The sequence below is a fragment of the Nocardia amamiensis genome (genome assembly GCF_015477605.1).
GTDB lineage: Bacteria > Actinomycetota > Actinomycetes > Mycobacteriales > Mycobacteriaceae > Nocardia > Nocardia amamiensis_A.
Genome location: NZ_JADLQX010000019.1, coordinates 1 through 15,567, shown reverse-complemented (window position 1 = coordinate 15,567; position 15,567 = coordinate 1). Strand labels below are relative to the sequence as shown.

Here is a 15,567-nt window from a genome sequence, read left to right as displayed (position 1 = left end):
GCGAGAATATGTTTCGGGATTCCGCCGCAACCTGCTTCGCTCCCCTCAGCGCCCCGGACCCGCCGTGATGGTCGGACGACGGGCCGGACCGCCGGCCGGACCCGGTGCGGCCGGTTCGGCGAATGCCGGGTGACCGACCACCTGCGCGTGGGCGTACACCGCGTCGCGCAGATTCTGGCGCCTGGCCGCACCCGCCAGCAGCAGCACGAGCTCATCGCACCGCCGCTCGAAGACCATGGCACGCAAGGCGGTCATCTCCGAGGCCGACCTGCCGTCGTCGGCGCGCAACTCGCCCAGCGCCACCCGGGACACGTCCGCACGCCGCGCCAGCATCGATGCGGCGAGCAGATCGTCGGCGTCCCGCAACTCCTCCCACCACTCTTGCGGCACCTCGCGGCGCTGCCGCAACGCGGCGAGAATGCGGTCGCGTACCGCGGGCGCCCCTAGCGCGGCCGGGGAACCGAGACCGGCCCGGTGCACGCGAACGTGCGCGTCCGAGGCCAATTCCCAGCATCGCCAGGCGATCTCGGGCTCCGGCGTCGCCATCGCCCGCTGTACCAGCGGCGGCGCACCGACCAGTTCGAGACGGTCGACCAGCCCCGGCTTCGGCGCGCTGAGATCCATCGCCGACGAGGCGGCCACCTCACCTTCCATCGGGACCTCACCCAGCTGCCTGCGCAGATCCGCGTCGATCTCGCCGGACGACACGACCGCCGTCAACCTGGCGCCGGACTTGCGGCCCCAGGCCAGCCCGAACTCGGCCAGCACCCGCGCGGCGTCGGCGACGCCCTCCCACCCGCTACCCTCGGAGACCTCCCAGACCCACGGCGTGGACACCTCACGCGGCAGATACAGCCCGGCGGGCAACCAGCCGCGACCTTCGTTCGAGGTCACGAACGCGCTGACGCCGCTCGGATGCCGCATCACCGACACCGCCCAGCCCAGGCCGACGACCGCGTCGCCGCCCGCGGCAAGCACGCCGCTCAGCAACGTGCGCGCCAGTACCAGGTCACCGTCGACCCGCTCGCCCAGCACGAACGCCGGCGCGGCGGCGGAGGTCATGGCCGCGCCGACCACGTCGCGGATCAGCTCGTCGCTGCCCTCGGCCTCGTTCTTCGCGGCATCCGTACGCTGGTTGGCCCGCTCCGGCGGCTCCTTGCCGGTGCCGCTGGACACTGCCGACGGCGGCGCCGACGGACCCGCGGTGACCCTCGGCGCGACGACGTTCCCGCGCGAGTCGGCCGCTGGCACCGCAGGCTTGGCCTGCACCGGCGGCGGCCCCGAGCCCGCCTGTGCCGCGGGGGCGGAGACTCCTGATCCGGACGGAGCAGCCGATACCGCCGATACCCCCGATGCGGCGGGTGCCGGTGGTGCGATGGGTGGCGGAAGGATGAGCGGGGGCGCCGCGGCGGTCGGGTCGGCCGTCGGAGAGCTTGTCGCGGTGAACGGTTCGGCACCGCCCGCGTGACGCGATTCCTCGGCCGCAACGGTGGTCGAACCGTCATGAGCGGCCGACTCCGTTCCCTCGGCCGAGGGGTCCGCGGAAGCCGTATCCCCGTGGGTGTCATCCGCCGAGACATCCTGGTCCGAACCGGCCGGCTCGCTGTCGCTGCCCTGAGCACGCGCGGGGCCTCCTGCGGGCGAGCCCGGTCCGTCGTCGGTGACGGCGCCGGGTGAGTAGCCGACGGGGGTCGTCGGACCGGGAGTCGTCGTCGGACCGGGTGTCGTCGTCAGCGGCGTCGGGCCCGTCGACGGAGGAACGACCGGAGTGCCTTCCGTGGGACCAGAATTCGACGGAAGTTCGATTTCGGTTCCCGGCGCGCCCGGATCGATCTGGGGCTCATGCCCGGTGACATCCGGAAACAGTGGTATCGGGATAACGTCTTTCGGCCCTGGCCGTCCTGGTGGTCCGCCATACCGGTGGTCGCCGGAGTGGTCGTGGGCGGGCCGGTGTTGCGGATCGGCATCTCGCCCTTCCCCCCTACCCGATACAGGTTCCGGCGGTCCCATAGGCAGCTCGGGCAGCGGGAAACTCCGCGCGTTCCGCACGACGTCCTCGACGTCGTCCCGTGCAGCGGCGATGATGCCGGGAATCCGGTCCTTGATGGCCTGGGCGTCGGATTCGTCCTCCTCCGCCGCTGCGGCGCGCTTGGTGTCGTTGATCCTCTTGTCGGCGGCCTCGACGATGTCCAGGATCTGGTTGCGCGTTCGGCGCACCACGTCGGCGAAACCCCGGAAGGCATCCGCCACGTTCTCCAAAGCGTCGACGACCATCTGTCGCTTCGCGCGCCGGCGAAGCATGTCCTGCTTGACCCCTTCCAACCCCGCACCGGAGCGCACCCGCTCCTCGAAGTCGCGACGGCGGCTTTCCGGATCAAACAGGTCCAGCGACGCCGCACCGTCGCGCGCAACGCGTTCGAGATCGTCCCAGTGCGAGGGGTCGATCTCCGGCCAGTTGTCGCGGACGATCTCGCGCCAGTACGGGCTGTTGCGCTCCGGTTCCATCGTGAGGGATCAGGTGGGCTCGGCGCGGCGAACCGTGGCGGCTCCAGCCTGGTCCGTGCTCGAGTATGCGCCGACGGTCTCCGTGACGTGCCCATCGAGCGCGACCGTCCGGCGGCCATCCGCATGCACGTGAGCACGGACCAGTCGTCGCACAGCGTTGGTGTACTTGGTGTGGTCCAGATCGAGCTCCGACTTCGGACCTCCTGGAACCCGGAACTTTCCGGCGATCTCCTCGACCCGGTCACCGAACGTGGTGTCCGCCGTCCGGTACTTGCGCCAAGAGACGGCGACCTCGTCGGGATCGTCCGTATCCACCGCGTCGGTCATGTCGGTGTCCTATCTCGAAAGTCGAAGCTCTGCACTCAGGAATTGCGTCGGAACTCGGCCTCCTCCATCGCGCGATACGACGCCTCGGTCGGAAGGTCGAAGGAGTCGATCGTGTAGGGGCGAGTGCCGTTGTACTCCATTTCGGCGCGCAACCCGACCCGTGACTTCGCATGCGCCAACCGCGCGAGCCGGACGATCTCGGCGGCCAGCCAGGTATCGCCGTTGTCGCGGGCATCGTCGGTGATGTAGAGGCCGATGATCTCCCCGTCGCGGTCACAGCCGACGCCGAGGGTGTGATCGGGGTTGAACACCTCGTAGGTCCTGCTCCGCCAGTCCGGCGGGGCGGCGTCGAGATCATCGTCGACGTCGAAATCGTCCATGTCGATCGGGTGCATGTCGGTCATCGGGTGCTCTCTCAGAGTCGTTCGGCAGGTTCAGGACTGATCGCGTAGCCGGCGTCGTCGGCCGTGGCGTCCAAGCGCGCCGCCAGCGCCGACCAGGCGGCGTCCTCGATACGCATGACCTGGCGCAGCTGCCAGAATCGCGCGCCCAGGTACATCTCGCCGGTGCCGTCGGCGGCCACGTCGAGATGATCGGGACCGTCGGTGGTCGCGTTCAATGTCACCGCGGTGACGGGCGGGCGCGTGTCATCGATGTTCACCAGGGTGGCGCCGCCGCCGGGGATGAAACTCTGCCGCAGCCGGGCACTGGTGCCGATCGCGACGTCGCCGCTGTTGGTGGTGATGGTGATCTCCGGGTTCAGCAGCAACTGCATTACCCAGGACCGCGCCGCCTGCTCAGGGTGGTCGGCGTTGATCGCGATCGCGAGGGTCGCGGCCAAGTCGATCACCAGCACTGTATCCGTCGTCGTGACACCGGCGATCACCAGACGCTTGGCGGTGCCGACCGGATACGGCAGGTCGTCGGCGGCCAATGACACCGCGTCCGCGCCGACACCGCCTCCAGTCGCAGGATGCGCGGTGACGGTTCCGGTCGCGACATCGATCGTGTAGGCGACGATCGTCTCCGGCATGCTTTCCGCGACCCCGGCGAGGCGCACCAGCCCCTCGTCGTGCAACCACCGCACCGTATCCGCGACGGTGACGTCCGGGACCGGCTCGCTCATGCCCTCGCCTCGCGCCGCTCGCTCATCCCGCCTGCCCGGATGCCGTGGTGACCGGTTCGGTTTCGTCGATGGGCGCCGCGTCCATGATGCTTTCGTACTGCCGCGCAGCGTCGGCGGTGCTCTCCCGGATGGCGGACATGATCTCGTTGGTCAGCTCGGGGCAGGTCAGCCGGGCGGCGGTGCCCGGAGCCAGGTAGAGATCGGTCAGCCTGCCCATGGCGTCGACCTCCGGGATGACCGCGCCGCTCGGCGACGGCCTGCGGGCACGGATGTTGTCGATCTTCTCCCGCATCTCGGCGATCCGGTGCCGCAGATCGCGGGCGGCATCCAAGGCCGCCTGCACGTCCGGGTGGATGGAACTCATGAATCCACCTCGCTGCGCTCATTCATGCGTTACCTCCGGGTTGGCTCGGGGTCTGGTTGCTCGGGGTGGGCGTCGGCGGGGTCACAGTCGGGGCGATGGTCGGCCGCTCGCCGATCACCGCTTCGGTGTGCGGTGTGTCGTCGACGTACATGAGACGGTCCGGATGCCATGCCACGACTCGGCTGCGATCGTTGCCGTTGCCCGCGGCGTTGCCCATGCCCGGCGCCATGGGCATGTACGGCATCATCGGCGTACCGCCGCGCGCGGCGGCCGCGTTGGCCGCCGAGGATGTGGAGAGGGGCTCGATCACCGGCGTACGCGGCATGGATGACGAGCCGACACTGGCCGATGCGGCCAGCGGCAAGGCCGTGGCCGAGATGGTTTCCGCGGTGACGTCCGAGATGCTGGTGCCGAGGCTGCTGATGGGCGTCCCGCCGGGGCTGCCCGTGCCGATGCCACTCGGGATGCCGAGGTCGTCGTAGCCGTACTCCTCGAGGCTGTAGTCCTCAGCGGAATCCGACTGCCCGAGCTGAGACAGCGGCATTCCGGCCGAGGCCATCGCGCTCATGAGTGCGGGCAGCATCTGGGTGAGCGCGCTGCTGTCGCCGCCGCCGCTGCCTTTTCCGCTTCCGTTGCCTTCGCCTGTTCCCTCACCCGTCCCCACTTTGGAGCCGACCTCGGTCGAGTATCCGGTGATCGTCTCCAGCGAACGGGCGTTCTGCTCGTTGAATTTGGCCAACGCCGCCTGGACGCCGAGCTCGTTCTTGGAGCGCATCGCGGCGAGCAGCTCTTTGCGCGCCGCGATGATCTCCTCCGGCGTGGGGTGCTTCGCCTTCGCCGTACGGAATGCGTTGCTGTAGGTGTCGATTCCGTCGGCGAGCATCCCGAGGCCCCGGCCGAGCTGGTCCAGCCACCCGCGGTGTTGACCGAGTTCGACCGCCGCCGAGGCGCCCACCGGCTCCCAGTTCTGCATCGCCCGCGCCGCCGAGTCGACGCCCCCGGTCGCGAGTAGATGCGGGCCACCGGTGAACTTGCGCAGCGCGTCCGCGAATCCGGTTGCCGCGCCGGGCCCAGGACCCGTATGCAATTGCTTCGCGAAGGTCAACGGGTCGACCGCACCACCGGCAACCGGGAACCGCAGCGCAGGCGGCCGCCGCGGACTGACCTCCTGGACGTCGCCAACCGGATTGGCGACGATGTCGCCACCACCGTCGCCGATCGCACGCGCACCGCGGTCATCTTCCTCGGTGTAGTCGACCGCCGCGGCGCCGACGTTGTACGCGGTGCGCTGGATCCCATTGAGCACACCGATCATCCCGTTGAGCAGCGACGCCGCTTGCGCGTTGAGCTGCGGCACCGCCTCCGCGGAGATCGGGTCGGCGCCCGCGGGCACAACCCATCCCGGGGGCAACGCCGCGCCGGTATCCCGCGCCATCTGCGCAAGCTTCGCCGCCGTGGCGACCAGCTCCTGCGGATCCACATTCAGCGGCATCGCGACCTCCTCTCCTCATCTGCCGCAACCTTCCTCGCGCGATCAGCCCGCGGCGACAACCGGCATTGTCGTGTTCGCGGACTGATCGGCCGAGCCCGGCGTCGACAGGGGCGTACCCTTGTCCACCGGCGCGGTCACATCGATGCCATTCGGGCGCCTGAATCCGTCGAAGGAACCTTCCTCCGTTGCGAGTTCGGGCATGTTCTGGTCGAACGGCTTCAGTTCGCCCTTGATGACGACGTGGAACCCATCGCCCTTGTCGGGAGCCACCCGCAGCAGCGCCGTCTTACCGCCCTTGAACATGACAACGCAACCACTTGTGAAGCGATCCTCTTCTTCGGGCATGACACGCAGAAGCCGAAGTGCCTCTTCGTCCTTCCACCACGCCGGCGTCCCCTCGTATGCCTTCTGAGCATCGGTGTCGCTGTGGTTGCCGTACGCCTTGTCGAATGCCTGTGCGGCCGTAACGTTCAGCTTCTCCGTGACGCCGTCCGGGTGCGTGTACATCACGCTGCCGTCCGCATCCGGTATGCGAGCGGGTGCGCCCGCAGGTTGCGTGGAAGACGTTGTGCCGGTCGGCTGTCCGTGCTGCGTCGCCGGAGCTGTCGCGGATTGCTGCGCCGTGGCGGGCTGCGCCGTGACCGGCTGTGGGGTGACCGGTTGTGGGGTGACCGGCGCGACTTCGTCCTCGAAGCGGCTCGGATCCAGCTCCCGGCGCCGGCTGTCCTGATCGGCGAGCTGCCGCATCAGCGCCTGCTGCTGCATCGCCTGCATCATGGGGCCGAGCATGTCCATGCCGGAGCCCACCGGCGAGGGCGCGGCCACGGGCTGCACGCCAGGGCTGGTCGGCGTCGTACCCGGTGTGTTCCCGAGATTGCCCGGGCTACTGGGTGACTGGCCGTTGAGGCCGGAGTCGTCCAAGCCGGGCGGCGTCAGGCTATCGGGACTGCTGCCGTCATCCAGACCGTCCAGGCCGGGCGGCAGAGTACTGTCGTCCACGTATGGCGGCTCTGTCGTACCGGGTGGTGTCGGGGATACCGGGGGCACGGAGGGCGGATTCAACGCCGGATTCTTCGCCGCGTCCTCCAGCGCCTTGATCCTGGCCACGAGCTCCTTGGTCAGAGCGGTATCACCGTCGATGCCTTCCGCATGTCTCTCTTGCTCGGATTTCGCGCCCGTCATAATTTGCAGGGACTTTTCCATACCGGCAGTGATGTAGGCCATGACATGCTGGTCCTCGCTCATTTCAACAGGCGGCTTCTCCGCCTCGATGTTGAGATCCGCGATCAACTTCCTGAGATAGCCTTGAGCAGTCTCTGTGGTAATCTTCGAGTCCTCAATCTTTTTCTGGACTTTCACATCCTGCTGCTGCATGGCGTCGAACGCCCTCTTGAGGCTGTCATTTACCTGTACATAAGACTCGAACATGCCAGATCTGATTCTGGCGCTTGTCAAGTCGACGGGGGGAACCGTGCCGCGTGGTGGCACCTTCGGCCTCGGCTTCTCCCCGAAAGCCTGCCAGTCCTCTTTCAGAATCGTAAAAAGGCTTTTGACCTCGGTGTCTTTGTCCAACCAGTCATGAATCGGGACGGAAAGTTTGAGCCGCTCCGCCGGCCATCGGGACGAATATACATCCGGCACATACAAGGTCGGCATTTCGTCGGTCATGCAGGCACCAGAGCGGCAGAATGAGTGCCCCTGTATTGCTCACCCGCCGGGCGCACTGGGAGCTTCGTGGGGATGGCCTGCTGCTCCGGTTTCGGCGGCTGCGGCCGAGCCGACGGATTGTTATAGGCCGCGATCCCAGCACCCAAACCTGAGCCAGTGTACCAACCGGCCCCGTAAGCGCTCACGGCGGCTTTTCCGGCTTGTTTGTTCGCGAACTTGGTCCCCGCGAGCTTCGCGCCCGCTTTCGCGGCTTGTTTTCCGCCCATCATCGCACCGCGGAGGGCAGCGCCAGCCATTCCTCCGCCCACCGCACCTAGGCCTCCGTCTATGAAGAATGCCTCGAATCCATCCTCGAAGCTGCCGGTCTGGCCCCAGGTTATGCCGCCACCCACCAACCCCGATACCAGCCCCGCGCCGATCGCCGTCCCGATCCCGGGCGCGATCATCGTTCCGACCGCACCACCGATGAGGGCGGCGCCGCCGGTCGCCACGCTCTTTCCTAGTTCACCCCACGACATCCCGAACGGCATGAGATCACCTACCTGCTGCTAGGGCGAGTGCTTGTCCACCACGACCGGCCAGTCTTCTTGTCATCGATCTCCCCCGCGGCGGCTGACACCACCCGGTCAAAGGCTCGCACGGTTCGCGCATCACCACGGCCACGTCCGCCTCTCGATCAAACGCCTCATCGTGGAGCGGAGCGGTGACCGACCATGAGTGAGACCTACTTTCGACGTGTTCATTGTCGAGGATTCCCAGTAACGGGAAGCATCGACCTGGCCCGACCAGTCAGGATGGTTGCCGAAGACTTACATTGTCAGAGGTGAATCACCCAGGCTGCCAGGCCGTGCCCAGCCGATGGTGACCGAGCAGGAGGAAGTACTACATGAACCTCCATCGCCTACTGCTCCGACATGCCGCTTTGGCCGCCTCCACTCATCGATCAGGCCGTCGACTCGGGAAGTGTCATGACCACCGCTGAGGTCTGGCCAGTAGGCGTCGAAGCAGAAGCGAAAGAGCCGAAAACGGCGGAAGATCAGCATTCCGCGCCGGTAACTCCGTGGTCGAACCGACCCAGACAGCAACATCCTCAGCCGGGCAAGACTGTGCCTGGGGAGTCGGGTGTTCCGTCGCATGGACCTGGTCAGCCGAATGGTGCACCTGGTCCGGGGCAGTCGAAGGATGCTGGGCAGCCGGGCCAGTCGGGTCCACTTGGTCATCAGGGTGTTCCGGGTCAGGCGGGTGTGCCTGGGCAAGCTGGTGTGCCGGGTCAGGGTCAGTCGGGTCAGGTGGTGCCGGGTGAGGCGCTGCCGGTGTCGCCGGGTGGTGTGGTGGCTCCGCAGACTCAGCAGGTGCCGCCGCCGGGTTCTGGTGTGGTGGAGGGGGAGTCGTCGGCTGGGCCGGTGGATGCGGGGTTGGTGGGGGATTTGTTGCCGGTGGCGGCGATGGCTGCGCCGTTGGCGTTGGGGATGTTGCCGATGATTGCGTCGGCGTTGGCGGGGTTGGGTAGTGGTGGCGGTGGTGGGGGTGGTGCGCCGGTGGCTGCGGATGGTGGGGATGGTGGTGTGGTTGGTGGGGGGATGTCGCCGGAGGCGCAGCGGGCGTTGCAGGTGTTGCGGGAGTTGGAGGCGGTTTATGGTGGGGGTGATCCGTCGGATCCGCAGGGGCGGGAGTTGGGTAGGGGGTCGGGGGTTTCGTCGGGTCGGGGTGCGGGGGCGGCGTCGATTCGGGCGACGCGGTTGTTTCAGCGGACGGCGGCGAAGGCGTTCAATAATCTGGATAACCAGTTGGTGTCGTATGTGCGGGGGTTGGCGGGGTCGAACAAGGTCGATAAGAAGGCTGTTGTCGGGTTGGTGCGTGAGGTGAATGTGGCGTTGGCGGAGTTGGGTCCGCAGGCGTATACGAAGGCGGGGCAGCGGAAGGTTCATCAGATTCTGACCGCGGCGTTGCAGAAGGCGCAGGCGATTGTGTCGGGGGGGCAGGCGAAGTCGGCGGATACTGCGGCGGCGATCAATCGGTTGACGAAGCAGTATCTGTACAACATCGCAGGAAAAAACTACAAACCCCGCGGCAACGTTAACACGGCCGGAATGTCCTCGGCCGTGCAGCGAGCGATCCAGATCGCCGCCGGCGAACTCGGCGTCAGCGAGTACGCCCAGAATCGCGTGAACCGGCCGTACAACATCAACGACGCGTGGTGCGCCTCCTTTGCCACCTGGGCCTGGAGCCAAGCCGGCATCAACGTGCCCTGGACCAACAAGAATGCCGTGCTGAGCATTTGGTCCGATGCGCAGCGTATGCGTCTCGCCGACAGCTCATCCGGCGCCCGACCCGGCGACCTCGTCATCCTCAACGGCGGCGGTCACATCGGTATGGTGGTGGCGCGCAACGGCAATACCATCACCACCATCGAGGGCAATTCCAGCGATGCGGTGCGCCAGCGAACCTACAACCTCGGTGCCAGCGGCATGGTCGGCGTCGTCCACCCACCCAGCTGACTCACCGCGCGGCTTTCAGTCGAACAACTGATCGTCGAGCGTGATTTCCTCACCGCCTGGTGGGCACTGTCGGGCGTACTTTGTGCTCAGCGCGCGGCACCGGAGCAAAGGTGAAGGTACGCCTACCGAGTCCAGCCAGCCCGATCGGCGGTCGGTACCGAAGTGGCGATCAGATACCTCGCGCACGATGATCTTCATACACGGCAAACTCTTCCAGTAACTGTTCGTCCGGAGTCAGATCCGAGTACCGGCCCGGACCCAGCTGATGTTTGACAGCGAACGCCAACCCCTGGGCGACCGAGGTGAGTGCGGTCAACGAAGGCAGTTCCGCCGGGCTGTCGGTCTCGGCGTAGAAGGTCATATCCGCGATGCGGGCCAGCGGCGAGGACGGCCCGTCGGTGAGCGCGATGGTCGTGGCGCCACGTCGGCGCGCCCACTCCACAGCATGCACGGTGTCGCGCGCGTATCGGTGGATTGATATCGCGACCAGGGTGTCACCGGACTCGATCCCACGCAGCTCGTCGACGAGAAGCCCGGCACCCGCCCTGATCCGTCTGACCCCCGGCCGGATTGCTTGCAGTAGATAGGCGACCTGGTAGGCCACCGATAGCGAGGCCCGAAGGCCGATGACATGCACGGTCTCGGCCGAGGCCACGGCGTGTACCGCCCGGTCCCAGTCGTCGCGGTCGATCCGGTCGAAGGCGCGCGCCATATTGGCCGTGTCGCGGTCTAGCACGGCGGAGAGGAATTGCTCTCGCGAGGACGGCTCGGCGGCGCGCCGGCGCAAGAGATTCGCCTCGGCGGCGAGCTGCATCCGGCAGAGCTTGACCAGATCCGGGTATCCCGACAGACCGAGCATGGTCGCGAAACGCACCAGCGACGAGCGGTGCACACCGGCCAGTTCCGCACTCTCGCCGATGCTGCGAAACGCGGTCCCGTCCGGATCGTCGAGCACCAGTCGGGCGATGCGCTGCTGACCGTCGGCGAGCTCGGGTAATCGCCGCTGCAAAGTCGCACGCAACTCGCGATATGTGTGGGGTGCCTCGCTGGCCACGGGTGCCCTATCCGATGACCGCGGAGGCCGACTGCCGATCCATTCGTTCGATATTGCCCGCGATGGCGGCTCTCACACCACCAATCGGTGAAGATTGTCAGCCTGCCCACACGCCCGCCTACGAAGACCATGGGTTGAGACCGCCGTTCGGATCGAAGTTGTTGAAGTTGGCCAGCCGCCGGTTCGACCGCTGCAATGCCTGGAAAAGACCCCTGTCGTTCTGGTTGTGGTAGTAGGCGGTGGCCACGGCTTGATGCTCCAGAGCCAATCGTCGCCCGATGTGCTGGCGGACATCACGCCCTGCGGTGGCCCATTGAGCAGGCGTGATCGTCCTGAGCTGCTGCTCGTCGTCCACCACGCCCATGACCTGCTGCACGAAATGGTGATTGTCCGATACCTGGTTCATCGGCGCAGTGGAGTGCCGCACGAAGTTGTCCGCCGCGACCACGGCCTGCGCCGCGAATGCAGGCAGCGCGCGACCGGCGTTCTGATGGTTCTCCACTGCGTACCCCGCGGCGAGTGCCTTCTGCAACGGCGCGAAGCCGAGCGGGTTGAAGTCCTTCATGCTGGCCTTCTGGACCGCCGCCGCACGCTGGGCATCCACCGCCTGCGCATCGGTCGCACCCCTCGACCGCAGAACCGGAACGAGCATCCCGTCCGGGACCTTGCTGTCCCCCAGGCCATCGAGAATATTCGCCACACCGAGAGCCGCATCGATTCCCATGTCGCCCAAGCGCCCGTCCGCCTTGAATCCCCAATTCTCCAGAGCGACACCGTTGTGCTCGGCCAACAGCCGCTGGATCGGCGAAATGGCGATGGTGTTCTTGTCCACCTTCTTTTTCTGGCGGGACAACGGGTTCAACGGGTTCACCGTTGCTCCGAGGAGCCACGCGGTCACCGGCGACGCATTGATCGTGTTCAGCGTGGACATCCCCGACAGGAGCCCGGCGCGCAGCGAACCTCCGGCCTGTGCCCCGCCCATGCCGAGTGCGGATCCCCCGCCACCGCCGCCGCGCGGTGGCCCCTGAATCGCCGACGCGAATCGGTTCGCCACCCAGTCGTTACCCCTGCGGAGACTCAGATCGAGTCTGCGCAACTGGGAGATCGCGATGGCCTCGACCGCGCCCGCGATGATGATCACCGCCATGACCTGCCCGCGCGCCTGCTGGAAGAGATTGCCCAGGAACAGCACATAGACGCCGAGGAAAATGGTGAACACCGCCATTCGCGCCGCGGCGATGAATCCGTCGACGATATTGCGCACCAAGAACGTCTGCGTCGGCCCGTAGATGAAGCCGCCCGCCGCGAATCCGAAGATCGTCATGAAGCAGTGGTAGACCGCGTCCATGGCCGCCTTCATCACCTTGACGGCCAGGAACACCGCGAAGACGAGCAGGATTCCACCGCACAGCAGAAGTAGGAAACCGGTGCCGACCTGCCCCATGGTCGGATCGCTGGCTTTGGCGTGCGCGGCCGCGTCGCCGCACACCTTCATTCCGTTCCGCACACGATCGTCATCGCCCGCCCGCATCCCCGCCGTCCAGGCGGCGCGGCAGGACGGGTTCTCGTCCACCACGTGCCCGAAATTCCAGACCTGCACCGGACGTCGTGCGAAGTTGTCGGCGAGATCTTGCTGCATCGTCGCGAGCAACTGCGCCGGATTCGGGCTCGCGTTGCCGTTCAACCCCGCGGCTACCGAGATGCCCACATCCCTGCCCTGCGCCAGCAATCCGTGTGAGGACAGCACCTCCGACAGCGGGTCGGCCAGGAACACCGGTCCGAGGATCGCCACTCCAGCCATGGTCACGACCTGTATCGCGGCCTTCGCGTGATACCCGCGCGCGATGAACCACGCGACGAAGAACGCGCCGACCGTCGCCGCCGTCACCAGCATGATCGGCGTCGCGATCTGACCGGTCAGCGCATCCGCGACACCACGCAGCGCCGCGGCGAACCAATCCATCCAGCGGAAGCTCAACGCGTAACCGATCAGCCAGATCGCCGAGGTCACGATCGCCATGTAACCGATGAACTCCAAGCCGAGGATCGCCCAGAGGATGGTGGCGCCGGGATTCAGCGGCCCACCCCGGTCGGTGGCGAAGGTGTAGCTGGACAACGGAACACCCGAGGAGTCACGGATATTCATCCAACTGAGACCGTCGATCTCGGATGTCCCGGCCGAGGCGGCCTGGTACTGCGCGGTCGCCACCGCACCGAGCAGGCCGGGAAAGACGAAGAGCGCGAAGATGATCAGGAGAAGCCAGACGATCCTGCGCCGCCATGACCGATCGCCGAACCGGACTCGGACCCGCGACAGCACGGTCTCCGGACAGCAACCCTCCGTATTGTCCGATCCCCGTTCCGGCCGAGACGGCCGACTGTGTGAGGAACGCGCAATCATGAACTCCAGCATGACGCAACTTATGTTGCGCGGCAACCTACTTACGCAACAAAAGGTTCACCTCCTGGACATCCTCCGGCATACTGTGCGTTGCACGGCAAAATGACCTGCGCGCGATCGAGTTCCACACTCACACAAGGAAATTGAACAAATGACCGATGGGCTCGTCGAGTCGATAACTCGCGGACCGACTGCCCGAATGCGATCCGCGACCAACTCAATACCCCACGTATGATCCGCCGCTACGCATCTGCACTATCCCGGGTACGTTGCTGACCGACCCGTACCGGTCGATGGCGTATCGCACCCCAGCGACGATGTTGTCCACTGGATTCCAGATATCACGGTGTCCCGGAACGGAATACGCGTTGAACGTCGGATCGATGGTTTGCATCAGCCCTTTGGAGGGGATGCCCGCCGCGGCGTTGCTGTCCCACAGATTGATCGCGTTCGGGTTGCCGCCGGACTCGTGCTGGATGATCGCCGCGATATCGGCCGGATCGATCTGTCGGGTGTCATAGCCGTGCTGACGCAACACTTCCAGTGCCTCGTTGATCCATTGCCCCTGTTGCCCCGAAGGTCGCGTGCGCGGCGGACCACCGCTGGGAGCGCGCGCGCCCGGGTGCGTGGCGCGACGCGGCCTCCCCGGCCGCGCGGGACGCGATTCCCGCAGATAGCGATCGGCCAAAGCGGCCACCCGCTCGGCGGTGAGCACCGTCGAGGCCTGCCCCTGTCCCAGGACGGTACCCGCGCGCTGCAATGCGTTGTCCAAGGTGGAGATCACGAGCTGCCTGCTGGCGTTGGCATCGTTGATGGTGCCCAGCGCGGTCAGGGCGGTGTTCACCTCGGCGATGATCGCCCCGATGGCGGCTCGCCCCTGGGTTGTGCTGTCGACCGCGCCGCTGAGGATGCGTTCGAGTTCGGTGTTCATGGATTCGGTGGAGTTCCCGTGGCGGGCCCGATTCTGGCCGCTCGCCGCATAGTGCGAGCCCAGCTCGCCGTCCCACGCAATTGGTCCACTGGGCCGCGACGCCACTCCGATATCGGGCGGCCGGTACGGCTGTCCCGTCACGGCCGTCGGTGCTCCGTCGCCGTACTGGGCGGCAATAGCGGCCAGGGCACCCATCGCCGCGGCAGCCATGGGCATGGAGGAACCCGCCATCCCCATCGCGTCCGAGCCCCGGAGTGATGCCGGACCCGAAGCGGCGGAGGGCGTTTCGACCACCGAAGGCGCCGCCTGATTGCGTGCCTGCACCGCGGCGGCCGGCCCCGACGACGCTGGCGCACCGGCCTGCATGGGTGGCGCCGGGGTCGAACTACCCCGCGTCGCGGACTTGGCCGGACGGCGCGGAGTGGACGTCGTCGCGCTCGCGCGGACATCACGAACGCCGCCGGTGTCATCGGGGTCCAGCTCGGACGGAGTGCGGTTCGTCGGCGCCATCAGCGCCCCACGCGGGCTCGGACCCTGTGCACAGCCGAGCTGTAGAGATTGCCGGCATGCCGGATGCCCGCGAGAACGGTTGCGTGCAAGGCGTTCTGGGCTCCTGACATCGGTATGAATACCTCCGTCAGGTCGCTGGCCTTGTGTCACCTGCCCCGCTGTGCGGCACTCCGCAGGAGACCGTCGTGTCGAGTCTCGCCCGGCAGCGTAGTCGCAGCTTAGACCATGTCTCACATGGATGTAATTCGTTCTTGGCGCATTGAGATCGGTTGTGTTGCATGATGTTCGGTCGTGGTGGATGCGTTGTCGCGGCGGCTTGTGCCGGACGAGTTGTGGGATCTGGTCGAGCCGTTGCTGCCGGAGTTCAGCCCGCGCCCGCAGGGTGGTGGGGTAGCGCCGGTGGACCAGCGGGCGGTGTTCACGGCGGTGGTGTATGTGCTGAGCAGCGGTTGTGCGTGGCGGTTGCTGCCGCCGTCGTTCGGGGTGAGCGTGCCCACGGCGCATCGCCGGTTCACGGTATGGACGAACGCTGGGGTGTGGCGGCGGCTGCATCGGGCGGTGCTGGACGAGCTGGGTTCTGCCGGGCTGATCGATTGGTCCAGGGCGGTGGCCGACGCGGCGAGCGTGCGGGCGAAAAGGGGGGCGATCTGACCGGCCCGAACCCGGTCGATCGGGGCAAACCCGGCTCGAA

12 protein-coding genes and 1 pseudogene are annotated in these 15,567 nt (G+C 66.8%); 2 read left to right on the top strand and 11 right to left on the bottom strand.

All coding sequences use genetic code 11. The annotated features are described in order from the left end of the window. Positions 1-45 precede the first annotated feature (45 nt). The 8 genes from IU459_RS23825 to IU459_RS23790 are packed head-to-tail and all read right to left on the bottom strand — an operon-like array spanning position 46 to position 8,012. Entirely contained in the window at positions 46-2,505 is a 2,460-nt protein-coding gene (locus tag IU459_RS23825; RefSeq protein ID WP_195131795.1) for a hypothetical protein, read from the bottom strand. 9 nt (positions 2,506-2,514) lie between these two features. Further along, positions 2,515-2,832, bottom strand: coding sequence for a hypothetical protein (locus tag IU459_RS23820; RefSeq protein ID WP_195131794.1), 318 nt, complete (start codon positions 2,830-2,832; stop codon positions 2,515-2,517). A 35-nt stretch (positions 2,833-2,867) separates the two neighbouring features. Continuing rightward, positions 2,868-3,236 carry a hypothetical protein gene (locus tag IU459_RS23815; RefSeq protein ID WP_228838408.1) on the bottom strand — a complete coding sequence of 123 codons (369 nt, stop codon included), beginning with the start codon at positions 3,234-3,236 and terminating at the stop codon, positions 2,868-2,870. An 11-nt stretch (positions 3,237-3,247) separates the two neighbouring features. After that, entirely contained in the window at positions 3,248-3,958 is a 711-nt protein-coding gene (locus IU459_RS23810) for a hypothetical protein (RefSeq protein WP_195131793.1), read from the bottom strand. Between the two features lie 22 nt (positions 3,959-3,980). Next, positions 3,981-4,322: a hypothetical protein gene (locus IU459_RS23805; RefSeq protein ID WP_195131792.1), complete on the bottom strand. Its 342-nt coding sequence runs from the start codon at positions 4,320-4,322 to the stop codon at positions 3,981-3,983. A gap of 22 nt (positions 4,323-4,344) precedes the next feature. Next, positions 4,345-5,814 carry a PPE domain-containing protein gene (locus tag IU459_RS23800; protein ID WP_195131791.1) on the bottom strand — a complete coding sequence of 490 codons (1,470 nt, stop codon included), beginning with the start codon at positions 5,812-5,814 and terminating at the stop codon, positions 4,345-4,347. Between the two features lie 42 nt (positions 5,815-5,856). Further along, the gene (locus IU459_RS23795; protein WP_195131790.1) at positions 5,857-7,482 is read right to left on the bottom strand and encodes a hypothetical protein; all 1,626 of its coding nucleotides are present in this window, start codon (positions 7,480-7,482) and stop codon (positions 5,857-5,859) included. Beyond that, positions 7,479-8,012 (bottom strand): hypothetical protein, encoded by a 534-nt coding sequence (locus IU459_RS23790; protein ID WP_195131789.1) that lies wholly within the window; start codon positions 8,010-8,012, stop codon positions 7,479-7,481. Before IU459_RS23790 ends, IU459_RS23795 begins: the two co-directional genes overlap by 4 nt. Positions 8,013-8,774: 762 nt before the next feature. On the opposite strand from IU459_RS23790, the gene IU459_RS23785 reads away from it, so the two are divergent. Beyond that, complete coding sequence (locus tag IU459_RS23785) at positions 8,775-9,980, top strand: DUF4226 domain-containing protein (RefSeq protein WP_324199005.1); 1,206 nt, start codon at positions 8,775-8,777, stop codon at positions 9,978-9,980. Between the two features lie 169 nt (positions 9,981-10,149). On the opposite strand, the gene IU459_RS23780 is transcribed toward IU459_RS23785, so the two are convergent. The 3 genes from IU459_RS23780 to IU459_RS23770 form a co-directional block, all read right to left on the bottom strand. Further along, positions 10,150-11,034, bottom strand: a complete 885-nt coding sequence (locus IU459_RS23780) for a MurR/RpiR family transcriptional regulator (RefSeq protein WP_195131787.1) — start codon at positions 11,032-11,034, stop codon at positions 10,150-10,152. A gap of 118 nt (positions 11,035-11,152) precedes the next feature. Further along, the gene (locus IU459_RS23775; RefSeq protein WP_195131786.1) at positions 11,153-13,354 is read right to left on the bottom strand and encodes a hypothetical protein; all 2,202 of its coding nucleotides are present in this window, start codon (positions 13,352-13,354) and stop codon (positions 11,153-11,155) included. Between the two features lie 298 nt (positions 13,355-13,652). Beyond that, positions 13,653-14,876, bottom strand: coding sequence for a transglycosylase SLT domain-containing protein (locus IU459_RS23770; protein WP_228838407.1), 1,224 nt, complete (start codon positions 14,874-14,876; stop codon positions 13,653-13,655). Positions 14,877-15,167: 291 nt separating this feature from the next. On the opposite strand from IU459_RS23770, the pseudogene IU459_RS23765 reads away from it, so the two are divergent. After that, a pseudogene (locus IU459_RS23765) lies at positions 15,168-15,567 on the top strand (transposase); the annotation flags it as partial.

Bases quoted from the DNA above. Each gene is read 5' to 3' on its own strand.
- IU459_RS23800 (WP_195131791.1), bottom strand. From the start codon at position 5,814: ATGCCGCTGAATGTGGATCCGCAGGAGCTGGTCGCCACGGCGGCGAAG.
- IU459_RS23795 (WP_195131790.1), bottom strand. From the start codon at position 7,482: ATGACCGACGAAATGCCGACCTTGTATGTGCCGGATGTATATTCGTCC.
- IU459_RS23815 (WP_228838408.1), bottom strand. From the start codon at position 3,236: ATGACCGACATGCACCCGATCGACATGGACGATTTCGACGTCGACGAT.
- IU459_RS23825 (WP_195131795.1), bottom strand. From the start codon at position 2,505: ATGGAACCGGAGCGCAACAGCCCGTACTGGCGCGAGATCGTCCGCGAC.
- IU459_RS23790 (WP_195131789.1), bottom strand. From the start codon at position 8,012: ATGCCGTTCGGGATGTCGTGGGGTGAACTAGGAAAGAGCGTGGCGACC.
- IU459_RS23810 (WP_195131793.1), bottom strand. From the start codon at position 3,958: ATGAGCGAGCCGGTCCCGGACGTCACCGTCGCGGATACGGTGCGGTGG.
- IU459_RS23770 (WP_228838407.1), bottom strand. From the start codon at position 14,876: ATGGCGCCGACGAACCGCACTCCGTCCGAGCTGGACCCCGATGACACC.
- IU459_RS23805 (WP_195131792.1), bottom strand. From the start codon at position 4,322: ATGAGTTCCATCCACCCGGACGTGCAGGCGGCCTTGGATGCCGCCCGC.
- IU459_RS23820 (WP_195131794.1), bottom strand. From the start codon at position 2,832: ATGACCGACGCGGTGGATACGGACGATCCCGACGAGGTCGCCGTCTCT.